Below are 24,116 nucleotides of genomic sequence, written 5' to 3'. Positions count from 1 at the left end.
GATCAGTCCTTTCTTGAGGCTTTTTCAGCTATGCCAGACAGGCCTTCGCGGCGGGCCAGTTCGGCCAGCACATCATCAATGGACAAGTCCATATCGGCGAGCAACACCATCAGATGAAACAGCACGTCGGCTGCTTCTCCTGTCATCTCCGTTTTATCGTCCTGCACCGCTGCGATAACTGCTTCGACCGCTTCCTCGCCAAGCTTTTCAGCCATTTTGGCACGGCCTTTTGCGTGCAGGCTGGCAACATAGCTACTTGTCGGATCAGCATCGCGGCGCTGGCGAATGGTGGCTTCCAGCTTTTGCAAAATATCAGTCATGAGCGCTCGTTTGCGCGAGCAAGGGGACAGGCGTCAAGCCTTTGCAGCATGCCGATACCGATTATCCAAAAGGAAAGGGCCGTCTAATCCCCCGATGACGGCCCTTTCATGGCGCAGCGAGATCCAGGATCTGCGCGCCAATGGTGACGAACTGTTAAAACCTATCGCGCCTTTTCCGCGCCGCGTAACGCCCTGCAACAAGGCCAGCAATGCCTAGTGCCAGCATGAATATATTGGATGGTTCCGGAATCTTTATGCCAGCTGATGAAGAACTGTTGGGAGAAGAACTGGTTGATAAGGTTTCAGCAGAGCTGGTCAAACTCGTTGACGCCTCGTGCCCGCCTTCGCCATCGATATACCCTAACGCTGCAGCGGGGCTGGCGGCCAAAACCATCGCCGCCGCGCCAGCCAATATGGTTAGTTTCATCAATTTCATACTTGCCCCCGGGGTATGGCGGAAAATCAAAAACAGTTGATAGACAAGTTAAGCAAATCTCCTGCCAAAAGCCCGGGATCTGCGGTGACCAACAGCCTTAGTGGTTAACAGATTTTCGCCTATGCCAAAATTGTAAGTTAAACCGACATTAACCATCACTGCTTCTGTCTCATATTGGGACACTCGCTGGCACTACATCGGAAGCAGAAAAGGAGGCAGCGCGGCCTCCTTCCTCAAAGTCCATAGAGCTCGAAATGTCAGTCCGGTTGCTTGTTCTTGCGCCGCCGCATCAAACGCCCGGCAGCGAGACCGCCAGCACCCAGTCCGAAAAGGATCATGACGCCCGGTTCCGGAACAGGTGTCCCACCGGTCGAACCGCCAGGATGCCCGCCCGTTGATCCGCCAAAACTGGAAGAACTGCTACTGGATGAGCTGCTGGAGGAAGAACTGCTGGAACTCGAAGAACTGCTCGATCCGCCAAAGCTGGATGAGCCACCGGTTGAAGTAGACACGCCGCCGGTGGAGGTTGAAACACCGCCGGTTGAAGTTGATACCCCCCCCGTAGATGTCGAAACGCCGCCTGACGAAGTCGATATCGCGCCCGAAGAGGTGGAGGTCGATCCGCCTGTCGATGTGCTGGAGAAATTGCCGCTCGAAGTCGATGTCGAACCAGAAGTCGTTCCGCCGGTTGAGGTTGATGTGGAACCGCCGCTGGTTGAAGAACCACCGGACGATGTCGAAGTCGATCCGCCCGTGCTGGTTGAGCTGAAACTGCCAGAGCTGCCACCAAAACCTGATGATCCGCCTTTGCCACCGCTGGAGCCACCGCGTTTTCCACCCTGCGATTGCGTATCGCTCGACTGGATCGGATAAATGGCGTGCGCCGGAACCGCTGCTATAGTCAAAGCTGATATTGTGCCAATCAATGCTGTACGAATAATTGTCATCTCATCCCTCACCTGCCCAATCCTCATTTGCCGAGTGGGCTTATCTGTTTCAAGCAGACCATTAACTGCCATCAGCAGGCAAATGGTTTAAAAACCGTTAATGCAAAAACAGGATTAATATTTTGTAAAAATAGATGGTTAACAAAGTCTTTTTTCAGATTGTCTCAGTTTGGATCAACTTCAGACTATGTCTTAACTACTGCCGCGTGCAGGCAGTCCGGCAGCACGAAGGGCATCATGTGCCTCCGATATACTGTGCTGTCCAAAATGGAAAATCGAGGCAGCGAGCACTGCATTGGCACCGCCCTTGATCACACCGTCGACCATATGATCGAGATTTCCTACCCCGCCGCTAGCAACCACGGGAATGGACACAGCATCGGCAATGGCCCTGGTTAGAGACAGATCATAACCATCACGTGTACCATCACGATCCATGGAGGTGACGAGCAACTCCCCTGCCCCCAGCTCCGCCATGCGCACGGCGTGTTCCAGGGCGTCAATGCCGGTGGGCGTACGCCCGCCATGGGTGAATATTTCCCAGCGTCCTTCGTCAACCTGCCGCGCGTCGATTGAGGCCACCATGCACTGGCTTCCGAAACGGCCCGCTATATCACTGACCACTTCGGGCCGCGAAACGGCCGCGCTGTTTACCGCAACCTTGTCGGCCCCGGCCATGAGCAACGCGCGGGCATCATCCGCCGTTCTTACGCCGCCGCCCACTGTGACAGGCATGAAACAGACTTCGGCGGTCCGCCGCACCACATCGATAATCGTATCACGCTTTTCATGGCTTGCACCTATATCTAGAAAGCAAAGCTCATCCGCACCCGCGGCGTCATAGGCTCGCGCCTGCTCCACCGGATCACCAGCATCTTTCAGGTCAACAAAATTGACGCCCTTGACGACGCGGCCATCGGCAACGTCGAGGCAGGGTATGACGCGGATACGGACGGTCATGTCTACCGATTCGCCATAGCAATGGCCGTCGCAAGATCCAGCCGCCCGTCGTAGAGCGCCCGGCCGGTAATCACGCCCTCAATGCCATCCTGTGTAAACTGGCTGAGCATATGAACATCATCGAGACCCTTTACCCCGCCACTGGCGATCACGGGAATATCGACTGAGCGTGCCAGATCGACAGTCGCTTCAATATTGCATCCAGTCAGCATACCGTCGCGGCCCACATCCGTGAACAGAAGAGACGCGACTCCGGCATCCTCAAAGCGCCGTGCCATATCTCTCACACTGACTTTCGATACATCGGCCCAGCCTTCCGTGGCTACCATGCCGTCCCGCGCATCGACTGCAACGACGATGCCGCCTTCATATTCCTTCGCCATATCGCGCACAAATTCCGGGTCTTTCAGCGCCGCCGTTCCAATGACTAACCGCGCCACACCCAGTTCGAACCAGCGCTCCACGGTTTCTCTGTTCCTGATCCCACCGCCCAGTTGCACATAGCCGGGGAAGCTGCCGACAATCGCTTCAACCGCTTCTGCATTGCGCGGGGATCCGGCAAAAGCTCCGTCGAGGTCGACAACATGAATATGCTCGGCGCCTGCCTCCGCGAACAGACCCGCCTGTTCCGCAGGATTGTCACCATAGACGGTAGCGCGATCCATATCCCCCTCGGCCAAGCGCACGACCTCGCCGGATTTCAGATCAATGGCAGGAAAAACAATCATGGTTTCCACTCCAAAAAGCGTTTCAGGAAGGCCAGCCCATAGGCCTGACTTTTTTCCGGATGAAATTGCACACCGACAATATTGTCGCGGCCTATGGCAGAAACCAGCGTTCTGCCATGAAAGGTTGTTGCGAAAATGTCGGCGGCGTTGGCAGCGTCAAAATGATAACCGTGGAGATAATAGGCCTCGCCGACTTCCAATAAATCATGGCCCGTCGTGGGGGTTACATCATTCCAGCCCATATGCGGAATTTTGATGTCCGCAGAAGGCGCTTCGATCGCGTGGACCGTGCCGCCAATCCAGCCAAGCCCTTGATGCTCGCCAAATTCTATACCCTTGTCGGCGAGCAATTGCATGCCGACGCAGATACCCAGAAACGGTGCGCCCTCTTGCCGCACCCTTTGCTCGAGCGCCGTAATCATCCCATCAATGCCCGCCAAGGCATCGCGACAGGCACCAAAAGCTCCGACACCCGGCAAAACAATACGATCCGACGCAGCGACTACTTCTGGGTCAGAGGTCACAACAACGCCGGACGCGCCAGTTGCCTTGAGTGCATTATGCACGCTGTGTAAATTACCGGCGCCGAAATCGATAAGCGCTATGGTTTCAGCCACCAAGCTGGCCTTTGGTCGAAGGAATAGCGTCCCCTTTGCGCGGGTCGCGCTCAACCGCCTGGCGCATCGCCCGGGCAAAGCCTTTGAAGATACTCTCAGCTATATGATGGTTATTTTCACCATAGAGCAGCTCGATATGCAGCGTGATGCCAGCCGCATCGGCAACGCTGTGGAACCAGTGCTTGAACAGCTCCGTATCCATTTCGCCTAGCCGCTCCTGCGTAAATCCAGCTTTCCAGACCAGCCATGGACGACCGGAAATATCCAGTGCGACGCGGCTCAATGTCTCGTCCATCGGCGAATAGGTACTGCCATAGCGCACAATCCCGGCCTTGTCGCCCAGCGCCTGACCAATGGCTTGTCCCACCGCAATGGCGCTATCTTCAGTCGTGTGGTGCTGATCAACATGCAGGTCCCCTTTGACCCTCAGCCTCAGGTCAATCAGCGAATGGCGCGAGAATTGCTCGATCATATGGTCGAGAAAACCGATGCCGGTCGACACGTCATATTGCCCGGTTCCATCCAGATTCAACTCGACGAAAATCTCGGTTTCCTTGGTATTTCGCTCTATGGTCGCTGTTCTCATGGTTGATGCCTATAAAGGCTGGATTTGATCAGGCAAGAATTTCGCTGCAAAATCAGAAATATCACAGTTGACGAAAATTGTGCAAATCCCCTTGACCCTGCCCCGTGTTCGCGCCACCAAGTAGCTATGAATGACAGTGCCCCCGATAGCCTGATTCCTTATGACGAAATTGTGCAGGAAGCTCTGCGCGCTGTGGTTGGCCGGGTTCTCGGTGAAGTAGAGACCAACGGTCTGCCCGGCGAACATCATTTTTACATCACATTCAAGACCCGCGCACCGGGTGTCGATATCCCCGATCACCTGATTGCGAAATTCCCGGATGAAATGACCATAGTGCTGCAAAACCGCTATTGGGACTTGTCCGTCAGCGAAGACCGGTTTGAGGTGGGTCTAAGCTTTAACCAGATCAGCTCCATGCTGCATATCCCGTTCGCCGCGATTACCTCCTTTGTTGATCCTGCCGTCGATTTTGCCCTGCAATTTCAGGTAGATGAGGTCGAAGGCGATCTTGATAGCCATGAACCGGCACAAAATGACGGGGATCAGGAAACGATTGAGACAGTCGATGATGGTTCCAACGTTGTAACGGTGGATTTCGGCAAAAAGAAGTGATCGCCTGATGTCAGGCGCCCCTTCGAAAGCCACCCGCACAGAATCCGATAGTATTGGTCCGATAGAAGTCCCCAAGGACGCCTATTGGGGCGCGCAGACGCAGCGCAGTATCGAAAATTTTCCATTCCCTCGCCATGAGCGCATGCCGATCCGGCTGATTCACGCACTGGCCACCGTCAAAGAGGCGGCTGCACGCGTAAACGGCATTCACGGACTCGACCCCGAAATTGCCGGTGCCATTGCGAAAGCGGCCGAAGAAGTGCGCTCCGGAGCCTTTGATACCCAATTTCCGCTGACCATCTGGCAAACCGGATCGGGTACCCAGACGAATATGAATGTCAACGAGGTGATCGCGGGCATCGCCAACGAAAGCCTGACCGGCACGCGCGGCGGTAAAGACCCCGTCCATCCCAACGACCACGTCAATCGCGGGCAATCTTCCAATGACAGTTTCCCGACCGCCATGCATGTCGCCGCATCACGCGCGCTGGAGGTCGAACTGTTTCCCGCGCTGGAACAATTGCATGACGCGCTAGCCCAAAAGGCGCAGGACTGGAAAGCCATTGTCAAAATCGGCCGGACCCATTTGCAGGATGCGACCCCATTGACACTGGGGCAGGAATTTTCCGGCTATGCCGCGCAGTTACTGGCTGCCCGCGACCGAATAGGGGCGGTCTTGCCGCGTCTCTATCAACTGGCACAGGGTGGAACTGCTGTGGGTACTGGTTTGAATGCACCAGAAAATTTTGGCGACCATATGGCGCGGGAAATTGCCAAGATTACCGGCCTGAAATTTACCTCGGCCCATAACAAATTTGCGGAACTGGCGGCGCATGATACGATGGTGGAGCTATCGGGTGCGCTGAATGTTCTCGCCGTTTCACTCACCAAAATCGCCAATGATATACGCCTGCTCGGTTCCGGCCCGCGGTCCGGACTTGGCGAACTCAGTCTGCCCGCCAATGAACCGGGCAGCTCAATCATGCCCGGCAAGGTCAATCCGACGCAGTGCGAAATGCTGACCATGGTGGCCGCGCAAATTATCGGGAATCATCAGGCGGTAACGGTTGGCGGCTTACAGGGACATCTGGAACTAAACGTTTTCAAACCTATGATCGGCGCAAACGTCCTGCGATCGATTGAAATCGTATCTATCGGCATGTCGAGCTTTGCCACACGCTGCGTCGATGGACTGGAAGCCAATGAGAAACGCATCGCCGAGCTTGTTGAAAATTCGCTGATGCTGGTCACGGCGCTGGCGCCGGTCATCGGCTATGACAACGCCTCCAAAATTGCGAAGCATGCTCATGAAACCGGGATGACACTCCGCGCGGCAGCTCTGGACCTTGGCCTTGTTGACGAAGAAACATATGATACCCATGTTAAAGCTGAAAACATGATTGGTAACAGCTCAGGAGCATCCCATGGCGGTGCGTGAAATCGTCTCTGTTTTGATTGGCAATGAAGCGCGAAAACGTGGCCAAGGAACCGGCTTGCTCGGCTTTGGTGTAGGCGTGCTGGCAGCGCGTATCGCGACCCGCTCTCTGCCCGGTGCGTTGCTCGTAGGCGGTGCTATGGTTGCCAAAGCGCTTTATGACCGATCCAGGGAAACAGAAGAAGAGCTTCCTGCATCGGAACAGGTTATCGATATCCAAGGCACACCTGCTCCCACGGAGCCTGCAAAACCGGAGGCCTAGGCCGCGCCCTGCCAGACCTTGATTGCTTCAATCGGGAAGGTCAGCATCAACACGTTGAGCGTGAGATTGTCCCGAATTGCGTAGAGCGCCAACAGTTCGAAAATCACGGCGACGACAACCGTGGCCATTACCGGCATCCGGCGGGCCGCGATGAAACCCAATGTCATCCAGCCGATATCCGCCATGGAGTTGACAATACTGTCTCCCGCATAGCCAAAAGCAAAAGTCGCCTCACGATAGCGATTGATGATAATCGGTGAGTTTTCAAGGATTTCCCAGAAACCTTCAATGAATATCGCGAGGCACAAAGCCAGACCCAGTCTTGCCGCCTCCGGTCGCTTGCGGAACAACCAATAACCGAGACCATAGAACAGAAAACCATGAATGATATGGCTGAACGTGTACCAGTCCGAAAGATGTTGACTGTTTTCCGCCGACTGCACTGCCCCGTGCCACAATTTCACATTGCCACACTCGCAAATAGGTGGGCGGTCCATACCGAACAATATCACCAGAGTGAGTAGAACCAGACCGCCAGCGGCCAACGCATGGTTGCGTGATATGATCGTCATATGCCCCCTCAAGCTTGCAAGTCTATGCAGCAGCATCGCCAGTAAAATGCAAGTCTGATTCAATCCATATTCGTCTAAACAGCTGACCTAATAGTTGAAGTGCCTACTCTGCCAGTGCGACCTCACATGCGTCCACAGGAGCCATATGTGCATTTTTGGGGCGAGCCACGCCAACTTGACTTGTCGCGACGCAGCAAGCCTCAGAACTTGTATTTTGCCGACATCTGGACTTTCTGCAAATTGCCCGAAGCGCCATCTTCGATCCGGCGTTTGGCGTACATATATTCGATGCCGATATCGAGCGGTACAACTGGAGAGTAGACCAGATTGCCAAACACGTTCCAGCTTTCATCGGTTACCAGACCTGTCGTCAGCAAGACCGGGTTATCCGCCTTGAAGTATGACCCGGAGAGTGTGGAGCGCCACTTGTCGTTCCAGAAATGGCGATAGGCAGCAAAACCGGAATAGGTCGCAATCGGAGCCAGAGAGCCATCTGCGCGCACGGCCGCGTCATTGACTATGTTAAGCCCGATATAGCGCCCCAGCCCCTCGCCAGCTGTCGCCATGAATTTGAAATCATCACGTTCGCCGACGTTTAACTTACCGGACAGGCTGACCCCATATCCAAAGCTGCTGTCATTGATCAGACCGAAATCATCCTCGTTAACACGCAGCACACGGCCGATCGCAGCCGCGGTCAGATGACCAAATTCACCTTTGTGGTTATAGCGCGCCACCATGTCCGGCAGGCTGTCATCACCGGCGACAATCCTAGCGCCCGTCGGTGTTGTAATCGTGGTTTCGGGCTGTTCGAGAGCGATCTGGAGACCGCCATTTGTATAGCGGATCATAGGCTGCCGGTCGAAAACGGTGCCGGGTGTGGGGCCAATAAAATCCATCGCTTCCGGCAAGGCGCTGACATCCTGAAAAGTCGACCAGGTCTGGCCGAACAGCCAGTTGTCAAAGGTTATGTAAGCCTGTCGGACACGCGGGGCGAAACTGTTGGAAATTCGTTCATCCCCACCGCTTGTGACCATGAAATCCAGCTCGATATGGGAACCGATCTTGTGATCATCGCCGACGTCGGTCTCCGTTTTCAGGAAAAAACGGGTCTGACGTGCGCTGAAATCGGTGTCAAAGCCAGAAGCTTCGCCACCAACCGGGATTGCTCCGGGAATCAGGAAATCTCTTGCTATGCTGCCCGAAGGCACTTGGCCGCCGCTGGTCCGCTCCGTAATCACGTCCAGCTTCACATAGCCACCATAGGTCACGCGCGTTTTGCCGACATTAAAGCCATTGGCATCATCGGATTGCTCGGCGACTTTCTGCGTAACCGCGGCCTGCTCAGCAATCCTGCTTTCCACTGCTGTCGTCCGTTCCGCCAGCGCTCTCGTCTCATCAATAGCCTGCCTTGCCTGCTCGGCCGCAGCGATGTCGCTGGCAGAACCGGCTTCATCCTTCGCGTCCATTCGTTCAATCAGACCCGTAACCAAAGCCTCCAGTCGGTCCAGCCGTGCATCCACATCGCTATTTTGCGCCCATGCAGGAGAAGCGCCCAGTATCGTCGCAGATAATAACATCCCCCTGATGACATTCTTTCCAGCTTGCGCCATGATCCATCCTCTCTGTTATTTTGATTGAGGATGTCAGGCGATCAGGGAGAAGAAAATTAGCCAATGGTCTATACGACCAATGTCGCATTCAATACGGATAGCTATTTCGAATATAATCGCGTGGAAAACCATATAAGCGGGAGGATGATGATGTCAGACAGTTTGGAAGCAACAAAGGATGAGCCTGAAATCATTGCTTCTCCGCGGCAGGATGCCGAGACCCATTGTACAGCCGCAGAATATGATCACCTGTACGCCCAGAGTCTCTCTGATCCAGACACTTTTTGGTCCAAGCAGTCCAAACGCCTGGACTGGATGCAGTCCCCCGCGACGATAGCAAACTGGTCTTATGATCCTGTAGATATCAAGTGGTTTGAAGACGGGGTTCTCAACATCTGCCACAATGCGGTGGACCGGCATGTAGCAGCCGGCCGGGGAGATGTAACAGCCTTGATCTTTGAACCGGATGATCCTGCCGGGGCTGACCGGACGCTGAGCTATGCCGAACTGCTGGCTGAAGTCATTCGCATGGCAGGCGCGCTCAAAAAACTAGGCGTGAAGAAAGGCGACCGGGTAACCATCTACATGCCGATGATCGTCGAAGGCGCGGTAGCCATGCTGGCCTGCGCGCGCATTGGTGCAATCCATTCGGTGGTATTTGGCGGCTTCTCTCCCGATGCGCTGGCCGGACGAATTGAAGATTGTCAGAGCAAGTTTGTCGTATGCGCTGATGCCGGGCTACGCGGCGGCAAGCCAGTGCCTCTAAAAAGTAATGTTGATGCTGCACTGGAGAAGGACGGCGCGGATGTTGATGCGGTGCTGGTCATAAATCATACCGGCAGCGATATCGCGATGACCGAGGGCCGCGACCACTGGTATCATGAAGTGGCTGCCGATGTGCCATCAGACTGCCCGTGCGAACCGATGAATGCGGAAGATCCTCTGTTCATTCTTTATACGTCCGGCTCGACCGGAAAACCCAAAGGCGTGCTCCATACTACCGGCGGCTATGCCGTATGGGTGGCCACTACCTTCCACTATGTCTTCGACTATAAACCGGGCGAGGTATTCTGGTGTTCTGCGGATATCGGCTGGGTCACGGGACATAGCTATATCGTTTACGGGCCTCTGATCAACGGCGCGACCGAGGTTATGTTTGAAGGCGTGCCCAACTATCCCGACCACGGCCGCTTCTGGCAAGTGGTCGCCAAGCATAAGGTCAATATCTTCTATACCGCACCGACGGCTATCCGAGCGCTGATGCGGGAAGGCGATGGGCCGGTTAAAGCTCATGACCGTTCTTCCATTCGCTTGCTGGGCACAGTGGGCGAACCGATTAACCCGGAAGCCTGGCGCTGGTATTATGACGTCGTGGGTGAAGCCAAATCACCCATTATCGATACCTGGTGGCAAACCGAAACTGGCGGTGTCATGATAACCACCCTGCCCGGCGCCCATGGGATGAAGCCCGGTAGTGCCGGCAAGCCCTTCTTCGGCATCAAGCCGCAGCTGGTCGACAATGAAGGCGCTGTACTGGATGGCGCCACAGATGGAAACTTGTGCATTACCGCCAGCTGGCCGGGTCAGGCGCGCAGCGTCTATGGTGATCACGAACGCTTCATTCAAACCTATTTCGCCACCTATAAGGGTAAATATTTCACCGGTGACGGGTGCCGCCGCGACAGTGATGACTATTACTGGATTACCGGCCGGGTCGATGATGTGATCAATGTTTCCGGCCACCGTATGGGCACAGCCGAAGTCGAAAGCGCGCTGGTTTCACACCCTAAAGTCGCCGAGGCGGCCGTGGTCGGCTATCCGCATGATATCAAGGGCCAGGGCATTTACTGCTATGTCACGTTGAATGCAGGTGAGGAAGCAGATGATGCATTCACCGCCGAACTCAGGAACCATGTGCGTACCGAGATCGGCCCCATTGCGACCCCCGATCATCTCCACTTCACTCCGGGTCTTCCCAAGACACGCTCTGGCAAAATCATGCGCCGCATATTACGCAAGATAGCAGAGAATGAATATGCAAGCCTCGGCGATACCTCGACACTTGCAGATCCTTCGGTCGTCGACACGCTCATCGAAGGAAGGATGAACAGATAGGCCATGGCCCGCATCATTATCGCCGATGATCACCCCCTCTTCAGGGGCGCGCTCTGTCAGGCGGTGCTGAAATTATGGCCGCAAGCTGAACTGGTGGAAGCGGAAACCGTGGCCTCGGCCCGTGATGCAGTAAATGCAGAACCGGCGGACCTGCTTTTGCTCGACCTGCATATGGAAGATAGCGACGGACTGACCGCCCTGCTGGATTTCCGGCACGATTTTCCTGCGCTTCCTGTCGTCGTGGTGTCGGCCAGCGAAGAAAGCCGTGTCGTCCGTGCCTGCCAAAGCCTGGGGGCATCGGGTTTCATCCCCAAATCTGTTGATCTGGATGTCATGCGCGAAGCCCTCGCCCAAATCAGGGATGGCGATGTCTGGTTTGATGCGGACGTTATCGACAATGACGACGACGCCATTCTGTTCGAGAAGCTGGCCAGCCTGACCCCGGCACAAAGGCGGATTTTGAATCTGGTCAGTGAAGGCATGCTGAACAAGCAAATCGCCTATCAGATGGAAATTAGCGAGGCGACGGTGAAGGCCCATATCACCGCAATTTTCCGAAAGCTAGACGTGGTCAACCGGACCCAGGCTGTGCTCGTCGCCAAACAGCTTGATGTGGAACTGCCCGAAGTAAAATCGGTCTGACCTCAGGCTTTTCTTAACAACTGGCTGACCAGCGCGCGGAGCGCCGCTGGCGGAGCGGGCTTGATCAGGCGCTCCACATTCAACGTGTCTGCTGCCTGACTGGTGCGATCAGTATCTTCCGCCGTTACCAAAATGCCCGGCGGGCGCTGTTGCCATTTGTCGATCAGCTTTTCGAACAATCGGTCGCCGGTCCAGCCGCCATCCAGCTGATAGTCGAAAATCACGAGGTCAGGCGGCTGATCGAAAGCTTCAAACGCCTCATCCGGCCCCAAAGCGGTTTTGATGTCACAGCCCCAACGTTCCAGTAATGCGGATAGCGCGTCCAGCGCATCCTGATCATTATCGATATATAGCACGGTCCTGCCAGCAAGTTCTGAAGTATTCGACTTTCCGCTTTTGACTGGTTTGCTGGCACTGGATTGCGGTTCGACCTGATGGAAGCGCAGAGAAAATCTGCTGCCTTCGCCAAGTTTGGATTCAACCGCGATGGCGGTATCAAGCAAAGCGGCAATACGTTGAGAGATGGACAGCCCCAGACCGGCCCCTTCCCGCTTGATATGCGATCCCACTTGCTGAAACTCTTCGAAAATCTTTTCATATTGTGCTTTCTCGATCCCCACCCCCGTATCTTTGACACGGATATCGACGGCATCGGCCTCACCTTTTGCCTCAAGAGAAACGGAACCATTTTCGGTGTAGCGCACAGCGTTGGAGACAAGATTCTGGAGAATGCTGAGCAGCAGATTGCGATCCGTTTCAACCCAAAGATCCGTGTCAGCTACATGCAGTTTCAGCCCTTTTTCCTTTGCCACCCGATTGAATTCCGACCGCAGGTCATCAAATAGCGGGCCAAGGGAAAATCTGGATATTTTCGGTTGCAGGCCGCCACCATCCAGCCGGGAGATGTCGAGCAAAGCGCGAAGCAAACGGTCCGCCATCTCGATCGACCGATCAATATCATGCGCCAGTTTTTTGGCCCTAGGCTGCTGCGTGCCGATTTCCTCGTCGAGCGCGGAGGTAAACAGCCTGGCTGCGTTCAGGGGCTGTACAAGATCATGGCTGGCCGCCGCCAGAAAGCGGGTTTTAGACCGGGTTGCTTTTTCCAGCGCGCTATTGGCATCGGTCAGCTGTTTGGTGCGTTCCTCAACCTTGGCCTCCAGCGCCTGTTCTGATCGCCTGTCTGCCGTGATATCGGAATAGCTCGTGACATAACCGCCGGTTGGCGTGGGATTGCCCGATATTCGCAATATCCGGCCATCCGCCTGCTCGCGCTCTTGGGCATGTTTTCGGCCTGCGCGCATATGGTCGAGCCGTTTGGCCACCGCCAGAGAAACCTGATCTTGCTCCATGCCATTGCGGCGTAAATTATAACCGATCAGATCAGATATCGGCCGCCCAATGGTAACCAGATCGTTTGGCAGTGAAAACATGTCAACATAGCGGCTGTTCCAAGCAACCAGCTGCATGTCATTGTCCACGACCGCGACACCCTGATCAATATTCTCAATCGCTGTCTGCAGCAACTCGCCGCTAAACTGCAAGCGCTGAGAGGTTTCATCAAACATCGCAACCACCTGTTCCAGCGGTATCGGATCGCCCTCCATGGTCGAACCGATAATGGCTCGGGCAGAAGAAGCGCCGAGCACACCGGAAAGCTGTCGTTCGACCATTTCAATCAGGCTGTTATCGGCTGGGTCCAAATCAGAGTAAGTCCGACCTATCTGATGCCCCAAATCCTGCATGGCCGCACGGCTGCGTTCATCACCAACAAACTGACGCAGTAGCAATCGATAATCCGCAACGCGCATTTTCTCTAGCGGTCGGCTGCCATCTGCTGAACGATATTCCATCGTTACGAAAGCGGCCGACTGCGCCTTGTCGATGATATTCGTCTGGCTGTTGAGCGAGAATATTACGTAAGCGGCAATGTTAAGAGCCAGACTGATAATGACCGCCGATACCAGCCTGTCCTCGGCAATCTGGACAATCGGATTGGCATCCAGATAGGTCGGCACAATCAGCAACGCGAGCCATGCCGAAAAGCCCAATATGAGTCCGGCGATCATCCCGATCCGGTTGCCCTGCTTCCAGAACAGTCCGCCAATCAATCCGGGTGCAAACTGCGAAACGGCGGCGAAAGAAACGGTGCCCAATCCGGCCAATGTCGAGGCGCTGCTAATCGTGCGGTAATAGAGATAGGCAAAGAATAGTAGTCCAATGATAGTCAGCCGGCGGATCCACAATAATGACTGGCCAAGCGCCGCATGATTGGTTTTGCGGCGATAGAAAAGCGGCACGATCAAGTCATTGGTAATCATACCCGATAGCGCCACGGTCGTGACGATTACCATCCCGGTAGCGGCAGAAAAACCACCTATAAAGACCAATATGGCAAGCCAGTCAGCCCCCATGCTAAGCGGTAAAGCCAGCATCAACATATCTGGTCGTATCTGACCGGCGGATAGCTGCGACGTTCCCGCCAGGGTGATGGGGAAAACAACCAGAGCGATCAGAACAAGATAGGCGGGGAAAACAAACCGCATCAATCGATCCGGCTTGTCTTTCTGGGCTTCGACGATGATCATGTGAAACTGGCGCGGCAAACACAGGGCTGCACAGGCTGAAATCAGCGTCAGTACGATAAAACGGTTATCGAACTGATCCGCGTGAAAAATATCATTGAAGCCGCTTGTCACATCGATCTGCATGGCGTTGTTTCCGGCGAACAGAAGAAGCGCGAAAAGAGCGACGGCTAGCAAGGCCAGCATCTTTACAATAGCTTCGGCGGCGATGGTCAACACCATCCCGCGATTATGCTGCGTGAGATCAATCTGCCGCGCGCCAAACAATATGGAGAATAGGGCCATGATAGCGGCGACGCCGAGTACGACATCATCCGGATTCACCGCTGCACCGATATCCGGCGACAGCGCGAACAGGGTCTGGCCAACAGATTTTAACTGCAAAGCGACATAGGGCAAAAGGCCCACGGTTGCGATAATCGTGACCAACGCGGCCACGGCCCCGCTTTTCCCGTAGCGCGTGGAGAGAAAGTCGGCGATCGATGTGCTGTGATGCGATTTGCCGAGCTGCAATGTCCGGGCGACAATGCCGTAGCCCAGCGTGAACAACAGTATCGGACCGAGATAGATGGGCAAAAAATGCCACCCACTGGACAAGGCCGTGCCGACCGCGCCATAAAATGTCCAGCTGGTGCAATAGACCGCCAGCGACAATCCATAGATCCAGGATTTTGCGCGCGGCCCAAGAGAGATACGTCCGCCATCGCCCTTTAACGCCAGCCAGAAAAGGCCTACGGAATACAGCACCGAAACGGCCAGCGCGATCCACAAGATCATAATTCTCTCCTGCGCCGCTTAAAGCAAATAAAAAGGGCGACGCCAAGCGCCGCCCCTTTCCTCTCGGGAGGGGAGAATATCACCAGAGAGTATCAATGCGCTGCCGCATCTCCGGCCCCGCGCGGAACGCGGATCGAGTCGATCAGCTTGCGCACTTCAATAGGCGGTGAATCCGTCATCTTCGACACAGCTATGGCAATGACGAAATTGAGGATCATACCGACAACGCCAATGCCTTCCGGAGAGATGCCGAACAGCCAGTTGGTTGCGACATTGGCGTCCGGTGCGACCAGCTTGAAATAGGCGATGTAGCTGAAGGTGAACACCAGTCCGCTGACCATGCCCGCAATCGCCCCTTCCTTGTTCATCGACTTTGAGAAGATGCCCATGAATATGGCCGGGAACAAAGACGCTGCCGCCAGACCGAAGGCAAAGGCGACCACCTGCGCCACCCATCCCGGAGGATAGATGCCGAGATAGCCGGCCACGACAATCGCCGCCGTCGCCGCTATCCTTGCTGCCAGCAACTCGCCTTTTTCGGTGATTTGCGGGCGGAAGGTACTCTTCAGCAGATCATGACTGATCGATGACGAGATCACCAGCAGCAAGCCCGCCGCCGTTGACAGCGCCGCCGCCAGACCGCCAGCCGCGACCAGAGCAATCACCCAGCCGGGCAGATTGGCAATTTCCGGATTGGCGAGCACCATGATGTCGCGATCAACATAGACTTCATTTTCGCTGTCTGGATTGACCGTATTAGCAATCAACCGCTCACCACTTGCACCGGTTTCACCGGTGAACTCGGGGCTTCCGGCAAAGGCATTGCCAGAGCGATATTCCATCTTGCCGTCGCTATTTTTATCGGTCCAGGCAATCAGGTCGTTGCTTTCCCAGTTTTTGAACCAGGCGGGTGCCTTGGCATATTCCGTCTGGTCAACCGTTTCGATAAAGTTGATCCGGGCAAAAGCGCCAACCGCAGGAGCGGTGGTGTAGAGCAAGGCGATGAAGATCAGTGCCCAGCCAGCCGACTTACGGGCATCCGAAGCCTTTGGAACGGTAAAGAAGCGCACGATAACATGCGGTAATCCTGCCGTGCCGACCATCAGCGCCGCCGTAATACAGAACACGTCGATCATCGATTTCGACCCGTCCGTATAGGCGCCGAAGCCCATGTCCTGCAGCACCAGATCCAGTTTCTGCAGCACGTAAAGCCCCGACCCGTCATTCACCGTAGAGCCCAGTCCCAGTTGCGGGATCGGATTGCCGGTGACCAGGAAGCTGATGAAGAAAGCCGGCACCATATATGCGAAGATCAGCACGCAATATTGCGCGACCTGCGTATAGGTAATGCCCTTCATCCCGCCCAGCACAGCATAAAAGAAGACAATCGCCATACCGATGATCACGCCCATGGTGATGGGCACATCAAGGAACCGGGAAAAGACGATGCCGACCCCGCGCATCTGCCCGGCAATATAGGTGAAGCTGATGAAAATCAGACAGATCACCGCCACCACGCGTGCGGCTTTGGAATAGTAGCGCGTGCCGATAAAGTCCGGCACCGTAAACTGCCCAAATTTGCGCAAATAGGGTGCGAGCAACAGCGCTAGCAGCACATAGCCACCGGTCCAGCCCATCAGATAGACCGAGCCATCATAGCCGGAAAAGGCGATGATACCCGCCATCGAGATAAAGCTTGCCGCCGACATCCAGTCGGCTGCGGTTGCCATGCCGTTGACGACCGGATTGACCCCGCCACCCGCAACATAAAATTCCTTGGTCGATCCTGCTCGTGACCATATCGCGATGCCGATATATAGCGAGAAAGAAAGACCGACGAAAATATAGATGAGTGTTTGCGTATCCATGTCAGCCCCCCTCAGTCATCAAGATCATATTTGCGTTCGATCTTTTTCATCTTCCACGTGTAGTAGAAGATGAGCAGAACGAAGACGTAGATGGAGCCCTGTTGAGCGAACCAGAAACCGAGCGGATAGCCACCCAGCGAAAACTGATCGAGGAAATCGCGGAACAATATTCCCGCGCCAAAGGATACGACGAACCAGATCGCCATTAATGTCCAGAGCAACCTGATATTCTCTGACCAATAGGCCTTTTCATTGGAGTTTGTTTCGGTGTCTGGTTCCGGTCCGTTGACATTATCGGCGTCATTCGGCTCCGGGACCGATGGATCATTGTCAGTCATGGCATCCTCCCCTTTATTGTTTCACGTCATGACCGGTTTCCGGCCATTATCGAGAAGGTTAGTGGAGATGGAGAATTTTGATAGAGAGACTTTGGTCTAATATGGGGGTCTAATATCCGGACCCGAGGTGTTCAGCCGCGCATAAGTACATCTGCCAACAACATATTTTCGGTCCGTCGCCGCGCGCACTGGGCCAGAAACAGTTCAGCGCAGGCCATCGCGTCGGTCAGGCCATCATGCGCCCGGTAATAGGGCAAACCATATTGCGCCCGTAACTTACCCAATCTCAGGCCGTCTGCTGTCCGTTCTTTGGGAAACCATCTGTCTTCCAGTTGCATGGTGCAGATAAACCGCCCGACGAAAGGCACACCAAAACAGCGCAGGCAAGCGGCGTTCAGAAAAGATTGTTCGATGATAGCCGCATGAGCGATGATCGCCGCTCCTTTCAGATCACCCAGCAGCGCCAGCAACACATCCTGCTCTGACTGTCCTTCGGCTGCGGCATCGTCGGTAATCCGATGAATTACCACCGCCGAGCCCTGAAGCCTGCTTTCCGCACGGATACGCAAACGCCGGGCGCTGCTCAATTTCACAGCGTCACCCTCAACGGCAACCCATCCAGCTTCAAGTAGCTGGGCATCCTCCTCCAGACCGTCACTTTCAAAATCGAGCGCGATCAGCGGTGCGTCGTTTAGCGACTGATCGGTCGCCACAGGGGCGTCGTAATAATCCGCCATCGGGGTTCCCTGCGCCGCTTGCTTCGTGTGTTCCCATTGCGCGGTGAAGCGTTTTTCCTGGAACCAGTTTTGCCAGCCCAGTTTCACTGGATATTGCCGGCATATTTGCGGCTGACAATATCCATATGGTCGCGGATCACGCGAAACGCGTCCTTTAGATGCTCTCGTTCAAACCGGGATAACAGCGCGGGGGAGAGATTGTTGGTTGGCGCTGCGCCTTGTCTGATCTGCTCCGATTGATGGCGAAACCGGACGCTGCGGATAAACTCGAAAGAGTCGACAATATCCGAAACCGCTTCTTCGCTGAGTTCCCGTTGTTCCGCTGCTTTCTTCAGGCGCTCTTCGCTATTCACTTCGCTCAGTCCCAATGCCAGCGCATAGACTCGGGCAATATCGACCACCGGCGCAATCGCCTGATGCTTCAAATCAAGGACATCACCCTCTTTCTCGTCATGCTGCAACAGGAAATTGCGGAAAAAACCAAGTGGAACCTTGGTATGCGCTGCGGCCCTTGCAATGAACGACAGGAATATCCTGTTGGCGCTACTCCACGCAAAAATCTGCTCGCGCAAGCTGTCCACTAGTATTTCCTCACCCGCCACACATCGCATGTCGAAGAAGATGGTGGTGTTAAGCACATTTTCCGGATCAGGATTGTCAATCCAGCCACGGTAACGCTCTTTCCAGACCGCTAAGGGCTGCCGCCACTTGTCATTGGTCGCCATGATATCACCTGGGCAATAGATATAGCCAGCGCTGTTCAGACCATCACACAGGAAGGTCGCGAGCCTCTCAAAATAAGCGCCATGCGCTTGTTCATCATAGCCGTCATCCAGAATGAAACCGTTATCCTGATCCGATCCTCCCGCCTGCTCCTGTCTCGCCAGCGAACCGAATACAACCAGTGCATAGGGAACCGGCGGCGGCCCCAACTGCTCCTCGCCCAGTTTCAGCAATTGGCGATGAGTTGCCTCGCCGATATTTGAGACGAAACGCGCGACATGATCGGCATCGACGCCCGATTCAATCAGATGGGCCAATACCGCATCCACACGCCGTGCTGCTCTCGCCACCGCCGCGGCATCGCCAGCGGCCTTGATCTCCGCCACCACCTGCAGCGCGTTCATGCCGAACCGGTTGAGCAAATCGCTGGAGCTGACAACGCCGACAATCTCGTCGCTATCGTTCACGATTGGCAGATGATGGATATTATGCTGCGACATGATCAGCATGGCGGACAACAGATCGTCCTCCAGCGACATCGTGATCGGGTCCGGCGTCATCACGCGGGACACGGGTTCGTCAAGCTGCACATCCTGTCCCAGCACCCGGCGGCGCAAATCCTTGTCGGTGATGATCCCCACCAACCTGCCCTGATCGGTCAGCGGCAGGGTGGAAACATCAGCGCGCGCCATCAGCTTCGCGGCATCACTGATGCTGTCATCCGGACGGGCTGTAACCACCTCATTCCGGCGCATAAGGCTGCCCAGCTTGACCGCGATCATCGCCGCTTCACCATGTCCCGTTTCAGATCGCCGCAAACCTTCAACCGCCAGACGCAACCGCTCGGCCTCGTCCTTGGCGAAAAACCCCCGAAGCGCTTCATGGTCATCAAGTAGTTTCAGAAAGTCCGGCTTGGGAAGCTGATAGATAAGACTGTCTTCATGCGCGATCACCTGATTGCGCGTACGTTCGTGATGGAGCAGCGAGGGATAGCCAAAAACACCGCCCTCTCCCAGCCGATGGTTCAGCTCCGTCCCACCCAACCGCAATTCCACCGCTCCGGACCGGACGATGCCGAGCACGTGATTTTCCTTGCCGGCATCAATAATCATTGCCTCTCGCGGGAAATAGCGGACCTCAACCCTCCGCGCGAGTGCGCTGATAACGTCCGCAGAAAGCGCATCAAACGGTGCATGCCGGCCCAGAAATAAAACGACTTCGTCAACTTCCACGGAAACCTCCTCAACGCATTTTGTACGACATGAGCGCAATAAACTATTGGCCAAAGGTATGAGTACTTGATCCCGAAAGCGGACCGAAGAAAATTTACCATTGCTGTCAACCTATCCGTTTGCTGAGAGTTGTTCGAAGAAGTGTGATTTGTCACACAGCAGTCTCTTAGAAAAAATGCTTTTTCAATGATCATTGCCACGATTGACCGGTGGAATCGGTCGTCTTAGCTTCGAAAATGGGAGACAAGTTATGTTCAGATGTTTTTCACTTGTTATGATTGGGACACTCTTGGCAACGGTTCCAGCTTCCCATGGTGCAGCCGTCCATGCGCAGACAAAAAAAGCGCCCACAAAAAAGAAAACCACAGACGGGCCGGCTGTTACACGCGTTAAGAAAGCATTCGGCCAACGCGTTGCTGCGGTGATCGAGAATATCAGTTTAGCTGAATATTTGACGCTAAGGAAAGAGCTATACGACTATCTTGATATATTGCAAAAACAGTCCGAGTTTTACTCTCCTAATCGGTCTTATCAAACCGAAGAAAGACGGGTTTATGCGGCAAAGCGTTTTGCGGACATCTCCGCCGCGCATGATCTGGTGACACGATATTCTTATTTTTCAAGTTTCAGATATGAGCCAACTTTGTTGTCGAAATATATCTTTGATCTGCGGGAGAAATGTAAGAACGATGAAGCTGACCAGCTACTTAGTCGCTTTAGATCACTCGTGCGCCAATATAAGTCTCGGTCGGATGCCGCGACACTAGCTGGCACCAAAAGCAAAATTAATGTTGGCGGTGCTTATGATGATTATCTGTCGGCGAAGTCAGAATATAAAAGGGCAAAGAGCGCTCCTCGAAAGAAATGTGAAGACAAGAAAAACACAGGCGACACGGACAGCGGCGGTGAGGTCGTCGAACTAGATGATATTGGCGGTGAACCGACCGCCCCGCCTGCTGAACTTGATCCTTGCGAGCGAATTGATGGTCAAATTGATCCGATGAACGCGGGTGACTGTAAAGCTTGGGCACCAATCCTGGGAACTTGGGTTAACCGTGAATATGGTGGTTCCATAACGTTCCGCTTGCGTGCTGATCGCACTGTCTCCGCCTATATCGGTAGCAGCAATGAACGCATGCGTTACTATGGTTATGAAGAAGGCATGGAAATATTAAATGGCTGGAAACTTGCCGGAGTAAATGGCGCCACTTGGCAGATCTGGGCCAAAGACGGATTCGAATTTGCAGCAAAGATGCCCGGCCGAAAACCGGGACAAACCTTTGGTCAGGCCGCGTGGAACCGAAGCGGAACGATCTTTATTGACAAAAAACGCCCTAACGCGATCAGTTTACCGGGGCAGCTGAAATGGCGCTTGTCAAACGGCGCCGCCTGGATGCGACAATAATAAGGACACGAGAGTCTGGCGCACCTTCTATGACTTGGCTGTAAAACAACCATGTTTGGTTGAAGGCAACCCACCGCGGTGACACCAACAGCGATCTATTTCGGCACAATCCGCAAAATTTTGCTGTTGGGCCCGCTTTGATCTTCGGTGAGCAAATAAAGATGACCGTCCGGGCCGGTGCGGACATCGCGGAAGCGTGCATTTAGCTCTCCGAACAGCTCCTGCTGCTTCCCGAGCGATCCATCCGCATTCATCTCAACATGACGGACATGTTTGAGCGCCAATGCAGAGAGGAACAGGTCGCCCTGCCAATCGGGAAAAGCCTCGCCTGCATATTGTGCAAAACCGGAAGGCGCGATGGAGGGCGTGAAATGCACCAGCGGCTGCTCCGTTCCGTCCAGCGCTTCAAACGGCGATACCCGGCCGCCGGAATAGTCAAGCGCATAGGTGACCGTGGGCCAGCCATAATTGGCGCCGCGTTTAATCTCGTTAATCTCGTCGCCGCCAGCAGGACCGTGCTCATTTTCAAGGACACGGCCATCCGCATCGACAATAATGCCTTGCGGATTGCGGTGACCATAGGACCATATTTCTGCCCTTGCGCCCGGCTTGCCGACAAAGGGATTATCTTCCGGCACCGACCCATCGTCATTAAGGCGGACGATTTTGCCGAAATGATTATCGAGATTTTGTGCCTCTTCGCGGAAATGAAAGGCGTCCCCGACCGGCATCAACAACGTGCCATCCGGTTGAAAAGCGATGCGGGCACCATAATGATTGCCCTGTATCCGGGCAGGCGCGGCGGCGAACAGCTGTTTGCCGTTGGCAAGCTTTGGCACAGCGCCATCATCGGCCAGTTCGAACCGCATCAACAGCAAGGTGTTTTCATCATCACCCTGTTTTGCCGCATAGGAAATATAGACAAACCGGCTGGTTTCAAATTGCGGATGCAGGACAACGTCAAACAGACCGGCCTGCATGCCATCGCCAAAATGAACCTTAGGGAGTTTCTCGCCAAGATTGAAATCATAGATTGTCTGCTGCTTTCCGTCTTTGCCAATGTGCAGTAGCTTGCCGGTCCGCTGGGTCACCAGCATGTCGCCGTCTGGCAGGAATGCCAGCGACCATGGATGATCCAGACCATCGGCAACGGTTTCAAACCGGTAATTGACCGGCGCGGCATCCACCCGCCCTGCCAGCTGGCTGCTCTTCTCTCCCGATGTCGAAGCCCCCTGATTGGAACAGGATGCGACCACCAGACCCATGGCCAGAAGGTAAAGAGCATTGCGCATAGAAAAGTCCCCCAAGAGATAATCGCAATCTATCAAATATCATATCACGTTTGTCCACTGTCTTCATTGGACTTGATCGGGTTATAAAAGCGGCTAGACTTTATCCGAAACAGGAGGACTGGAAATGGCGGCAACAATCAGGTTTTTGCTCGGACTGCTCGGCGGCGGCATCGCGGCCTATCTGCTGGCATCCATCCTGAACTCGCAGTTTGTCATGAATGCCCATGGCGTCCCGATCAGCTTTGGTGACCGTTTCAACATGACGATGTTCGATATCTCGAACATGGGATTATATCTGGTGATCATTCTCGCCGCTTTTCTGATCGCCTTCCTGATCGCCGCGATTTTGAAACGCTTTTTGCCGAAACTGTCAAACATCGCCTATCCAATAGCCGGAGCCGCAGCTATGGGAACGGCGCTAGGACTCATGTATATCATGTTTCAGACGGTACCCATTAGCGGCGCCCGCTCCACGCTCGGCTTTATCTCGCAAGTTGTCGCCGGGGCATTTGGCGGCTGGGTTTTCGGAAAAATCATTTTGCGCGGCAAGGCAAAACGCTCTTACGGATGATGATTGCAATTGCCACGACGGCACCATAGCACACGTAAAAGAAAAGCCCCGCCGACTTGAGGAGCCGAGCGGGGCGTTGGAACAGTGGGTCGCATTTGCCGTTCCACGAATCTATTTAGCGCAACTTACATCATCTGCATTGTACGAAATCGACTCTCCGGCACGATTTGTTCAAAATCGTAATTTGGAAACACTGTACGAAATACCGCCAGATCGCGCTGTGGAAAAACAATAGCATTTGTAGAAAAACAATAGCATTTATATACGTCCTATTTGAGCTGCATATGTATAGATAATTTACCGTTCGTAGAAGGAGAGTGTCAGTCATGTTGAAAGGACATTGCAATTGCGGTGCGGTATCTTTTGAAATCGCGATGGACCTCAAGGACATTTATGTCTGCCACTGCTCAATTTGCCGCAGATGGTCGGGAAATAACGGTGTTGCGGTTTCCATTGTTCCGAAAGACCGGTTCAGATGGTCTTCCGGACAGGAAAAGGTTGCAAGCTGGAAAAAACCGGATGCCGACTGGGAAAGCTGGTTCTGCCGGAATTGCGGGTCAGCGTTGCCCGGAAGCAATGACGAAATGAATATGTTTATTCCCGTGGGCTTGCTGTCGGAAGATGCAAAGAATTTGCAAGTTTCCCATCATATTTGGGTGGATTCGAAAGCCGCTTGGGACACAATTTGCGACAAAGGCAAACAACATAAAAGGGAATTTCAGGGCTAGCATGTTAACTTATATCAA

General features: G+C 54.4%; 25 protein-coding genes. 11 read left to right on the top strand and 14 right to left on the bottom strand.

Annotated features, from left to right (window positions below; all coding sequences use genetic code 11):
* Window positions 1-2 precede the first annotated feature (2 nt).
* The gene (locus tag DK507_RS06065) at window positions 3-320 is read right to left on the bottom strand and encodes a phosphoribosyl-ATP diphosphatase (protein WP_109355463.1); all 318 of its coding nucleotides are present in this window, start codon (window positions 318-320) and stop codon (window positions 3-5) included.
* A 94-nt stretch (window positions 321-414) separates the two neighbouring features.
* Between DK507_RS06065 and DK507_RS18165 the strand changes: the two genes are divergently transcribed.
* Together DK507_RS18165 and DK507_RS18050 are read left to right on the top strand one after the other, a co-directional pair.
* The gene (locus tag DK507_RS18165; protein WP_301950665.1) at window positions 415-537 is read left to right on the top strand and encodes a hypothetical protein; all 123 of its coding nucleotides are present in this window, start codon (window positions 415-417) and stop codon (window positions 535-537) included.
* A 7-nt stretch (window positions 538-544) separates the two neighbouring features.
* Window positions 545-796 carry a hypothetical protein gene (locus DK507_RS18050; protein WP_254054270.1) on the top strand — a complete coding sequence of 84 codons (252 nt, stop codon included), beginning with the start codon at window positions 545-547 and terminating at the stop codon, window positions 794-796.
* A gap of 217 nt (window positions 797-1,013) precedes the next feature.
* Here the strand turns inward: DK507_RS18050 and DK507_RS18045 are convergent, their stop codons facing one another.
* Window positions 1,014-1,094, bottom strand: a complete 81-nt coding sequence (locus DK507_RS18045) for a hypothetical protein (RefSeq protein WP_254054273.1) — start codon at window positions 1,092-1,094, stop codon at window positions 1,014-1,016.
* On the opposite strand from DK507_RS18045, the gene DK507_RS18040 reads away from it, so the two are divergent.
* A complete protein-coding gene (locus tag DK507_RS18040) occupies window positions 1,093-1,629 on the top strand; it encodes a hypothetical protein (RefSeq protein WP_254054274.1) in 537 nt (178 codons plus the stop codon). The two genes, DK507_RS18045 and DK507_RS18040, sit on opposite strands and share 2 nt — an antisense overlap.
* Window positions 1,630-1,895: 266 nt before the next feature.
* Here DK507_RS18040 and hisF read toward each other — a convergent pair whose 3' ends face one another.
* Genes hisF through hisB form a run of 4 tightly spaced genes read right to left on the bottom strand, consistent with a single transcriptional unit; the run spans window position 1,896 to window position 4,594 of the window.
* Window positions 1,896-2,663, bottom strand: a complete 768-nt coding sequence (gene hisF / locus DK507_RS06050; RefSeq protein WP_109355460.1) for an imidazole glycerol phosphate synthase subunit HisF — start codon at window positions 2,661-2,663, stop codon at window positions 1,896-1,898.
* Between the two features lie 2 nt (window positions 2,664-2,665).
* Window positions 2,666-3,391, bottom strand: coding sequence for a 1-(5-phosphoribosyl)-5-[(5-phosphoribosylamino)methylideneamino]imidazole-4-carboxamide isomerase (gene hisA / locus DK507_RS06045; RefSeq protein WP_109355459.1), 726 nt, complete (start codon window positions 3,389-3,391; stop codon window positions 2,666-2,668).
* Complete coding sequence (hisH, locus tag DK507_RS06040) at window positions 3,388-4,008, bottom strand: imidazole glycerol phosphate synthase subunit HisH (RefSeq protein ID WP_109355458.1); 621 nt, start codon at window positions 4,006-4,008, stop codon at window positions 3,388-3,390. The genes hisA and hisH overlap by 4 nt, the downstream gene beginning before the upstream one ends.
* Window positions 4,001-4,594, bottom strand: coding sequence for an imidazoleglycerol-phosphate dehydratase HisB (gene hisB / locus DK507_RS06035; protein ID WP_109355457.1), 594 nt, complete (start codon window positions 4,592-4,594; stop codon window positions 4,001-4,003). Before hisB ends, hisH begins: the two co-directional genes overlap by 8 nt.
* A gap of 126 nt (window positions 4,595-4,720) precedes the next feature.
* Between hisB and DK507_RS06030 the strand changes: the two genes are divergently transcribed.
* From DK507_RS06030 to DK507_RS06020, 3 genes are read left to right on the top strand one after another with little or no spacing between them, the layout of a single operon-like run.
* A complete protein-coding gene (locus DK507_RS06030; RefSeq protein WP_109355456.1) occupies window positions 4,721-5,206 on the top strand; it encodes an SspB family protein in 486 nt (161 codons plus the stop codon).
* A 7-nt stretch (window positions 5,207-5,213) separates the two neighbouring features.
* Window positions 5,214-6,644 carry a class II fumarate hydratase gene (gene fumC / locus DK507_RS06025; RefSeq protein ID WP_109355455.1) on the top strand — a complete coding sequence of 477 codons (1,431 nt, stop codon included), beginning with the start codon at window positions 5,214-5,216 and terminating at the stop codon, window positions 6,642-6,644.
* Entirely contained in the window at window positions 6,631-6,903 is a 273-nt protein-coding gene (locus DK507_RS06020) for a hypothetical protein (RefSeq protein WP_109355454.1), read from the top strand. The genes fumC and DK507_RS06020 overlap by 14 nt, the downstream gene beginning before the upstream one ends.
* Here DK507_RS06020 and DK507_RS06015 read toward each other — a convergent pair.
* Together DK507_RS06015 and DK507_RS06010 are read right to left on the bottom strand one after the other, a co-directional pair.
* Entirely contained in the window at window positions 6,900-7,475 is a 576-nt protein-coding gene (locus tag DK507_RS06015) for a DUF2585 domain-containing protein (protein ID WP_109355453.1), read from the bottom strand. The two genes, DK507_RS06020 and DK507_RS06015, sit on opposite strands and share 4 nt — an antisense overlap.
* A 200-nt stretch (window positions 7,476-7,675) precedes the next feature.
* Window positions 7,676-9,088 (bottom strand): DcaP family trimeric outer membrane transporter, encoded by a 1,413-nt coding sequence (locus DK507_RS06010; RefSeq protein ID WP_109355452.1) that lies wholly within the window; start codon window positions 9,086-9,088, stop codon window positions 7,676-7,678.
* Between the two features lie 63 nt (window positions 9,089-9,151).
* Here DK507_RS06010 and acs point away from each other — a divergent pair, with 63 nt between their 5' ends.
* Complete coding sequence (acs, locus tag DK507_RS06005) at window positions 9,152-11,203, top strand: acetate--CoA ligase (protein ID WP_254054269.1); 2,052 nt, start codon at window positions 9,152-9,154, stop codon at window positions 11,201-11,203.
* Between the two features lie 3 nt (window positions 11,204-11,206).
* Complete coding sequence (locus DK507_RS06000) at window positions 11,207-11,845, top strand: response regulator (RefSeq protein WP_109355451.1); 639 nt, start codon at window positions 11,207-11,209, stop codon at window positions 11,843-11,845.
* Window positions 11,846-11,847: 2 nt separating this feature from the next.
* On the opposite strand, the gene DK507_RS05995 is transcribed toward DK507_RS06000, so the two are convergent.
* The 5 genes from DK507_RS05995 to DK507_RS05975 form a co-directional block, all read right to left on the bottom strand.
* Complete coding sequence (locus DK507_RS05995) at window positions 11,848-15,204, bottom strand: PAS domain-containing hybrid sensor histidine kinase/response regulator (protein ID WP_109355450.1); 3,357 nt, start codon at window positions 15,202-15,204, stop codon at window positions 11,848-11,850.
* A gap of 92 nt (window positions 15,205-15,296) precedes the next feature.
* Window positions 15,297-17,072, bottom strand: coding sequence for a sodium:solute symporter family protein (locus DK507_RS05990; protein WP_109355449.1), 1,776 nt, complete (start codon window positions 17,070-17,072; stop codon window positions 15,297-15,299).
* Between the two features lie 11 nt (window positions 17,073-17,083).
* Window positions 17,084-17,410, bottom strand: a complete 327-nt coding sequence (locus tag DK507_RS05985) for a DUF4212 domain-containing protein (RefSeq protein WP_109355448.1) — start codon at window positions 17,408-17,410, stop codon at window positions 17,084-17,086.
* A 131-nt stretch (window positions 17,411-17,541) separates the two neighbouring features.
* Window positions 17,542-18,234 carry an exonuclease domain-containing protein gene (locus tag DK507_RS05980; protein ID WP_109355447.1) on the bottom strand — a complete coding sequence of 231 codons (693 nt, stop codon included), beginning with the start codon at window positions 18,232-18,234 and terminating at the stop codon, window positions 17,542-17,544.
* Complete coding sequence (locus DK507_RS05975) at window positions 18,231-20,102, bottom strand: DUF294 nucleotidyltransferase-like domain-containing protein (protein ID WP_109355446.1); 1,872 nt, start codon at window positions 20,100-20,102, stop codon at window positions 18,231-18,233. The genes DK507_RS05980 and DK507_RS05975 overlap by 4 nt, the downstream gene beginning before the upstream one ends.
* A gap of 250 nt (window positions 20,103-20,352) precedes the next feature.
* On the opposite strand from DK507_RS05975, the gene DK507_RS05970 reads away from it, so the two are divergent.
* Window positions 20,353-21,507, top strand: a complete 1,155-nt coding sequence (locus tag DK507_RS05970; protein ID WP_109355445.1) for a hypothetical protein — start codon at window positions 20,353-20,355, stop codon at window positions 21,505-21,507.
* A 95-nt stretch (window positions 21,508-21,602) separates the two neighbouring features.
* Here the strand turns inward: DK507_RS05970 and DK507_RS05965 are convergent, their stop codons facing one another.
* The gene (locus tag DK507_RS05965; RefSeq protein ID WP_109355444.1) at window positions 21,603-22,799 is read right to left on the bottom strand and encodes a PQQ-dependent sugar dehydrogenase; all 1,197 of its coding nucleotides are present in this window, start codon (window positions 22,797-22,799) and stop codon (window positions 21,603-21,605) included.
* Between the two features lie 124 nt (window positions 22,800-22,923).
* On the opposite strand from DK507_RS05965, the gene DK507_RS05960 reads away from it, so the two are divergent.
* Both DK507_RS05960 and DK507_RS05955 read left to right on the top strand, forming a co-directional pair.
* Window positions 22,924-23,370 carry a hypothetical protein gene (locus DK507_RS05960; RefSeq protein WP_109355443.1) on the top strand — a complete coding sequence of 149 codons (447 nt, stop codon included), beginning with the start codon at window positions 22,924-22,926 and terminating at the stop codon, window positions 23,368-23,370.
* A gap of 326 nt (window positions 23,371-23,696) precedes the next feature.
* Window positions 23,697-24,098, top strand: coding sequence for a GFA family protein (locus DK507_RS05955; RefSeq protein WP_109355442.1), 402 nt, complete (start codon window positions 23,697-23,699; stop codon window positions 24,096-24,098).
* The last annotated feature ends 18 nt before the right edge of the window (window positions 24,099-24,116 follow it).

Source organism: Sphingorhabdus sp. EL138 (assembly GCF_900258045.1).
Classification (GTDB): Bacteria; Pseudomonadota; Alphaproteobacteria; order Sphingomonadales; family Sphingomonadaceae; genus Parasphingorhabdus.
Note: the sequence above shows the minus strand (reverse complement) of the source record. Positions and strands in the feature narration are given on the sequence as shown.